The 850-nt window shown below is 52.6% G+C and carries 1 protein-coding gene; it reads right to left on the bottom strand.

Going from position 1 to position 850, the window contains the following annotated elements; genetic code table 11:
* Positions 1 to 173: 173 nt before the first annotated feature.
* Positions 174 to 850, bottom strand: a 677-nt coding sequence (locus OB13_RS17425) for a chorismate mutase (protein WP_461491460.1), incomplete at its 5' end; no start/stop codon positions are given.

Genomic DNA, 850 nt, shown 5'->3' with positions numbered 1-850 from the left:
AACACCACGTGCGATAACGAGGGTGAGGGAAAAAGGAGTAAGCGGGTGCAGGTATAGCTAACCAAACGGATTCAGGAGGAGGTATAATTAGAAGGAGGCGCCATAAAAAAACGCCTGCAGCGGCTCCTTAAGGATACCACTACAGGCGTTTTGCTTTTAACGGTTAAAATTTATCAGGAACTCATACCATAGTTATACAAGTGCGTGCGGGCATACTGGGAGCGTACCTCCTGAAAGATGGTCTTCACCAGGTTCTGGTCCACGCCTGCAGTGCTTACTTTTAACAACAGGTTTTCAAGCACGAGGTCCCAATGTACTGGATCAGGCGCTCCTGGCATCACAGGCTGCTGGCTATAATCTCCTATTTGCGCCGTTACCTTTGTCCTGCGGGACATCAGGTCCAGTAACTTATCATCCAGCTGCTCGATTTCTTTCCGCAGTGCTTCCAGTTGAGCTCCTTGCTTCATCTTTTCTGCACTCGAGTCATTGTGCTTCAGGGCCTCTAACAGCATATGCAGTTCCTGCGGCATGATCTGCTGCTGGGCATCGCTCAACGCTGCAGCCGGATTATAGTGTGTTTCAACCATCAGGCCATCATAGCCCAGGTCAAGGGCACGCTGGCTCACAGGGCGCAACAGGCTCCTTCTGCCGGCTATATGGCTGGCATCACAGTACATGGCCAGTTCCGGCAACATTTTTCGCAGCTCCATCGCATGATCCCACTTGGGGTGGTTGCGGTAAGGGGCGTTGTCCAATGTTGAAAAGCCTCTGTGCATCGCACCCAGGTCGGTTATGCCACTGTGATGCAGGCGCTCGAGCGCTCCCAGCCATAGCTGGAGGTCCGGGTTCA

The organism is Pontibacter sp. HJ8, from assembly GCF_054824225.1.
This window is presented reverse-complemented; position numbering and strand designations above follow the sequence as displayed.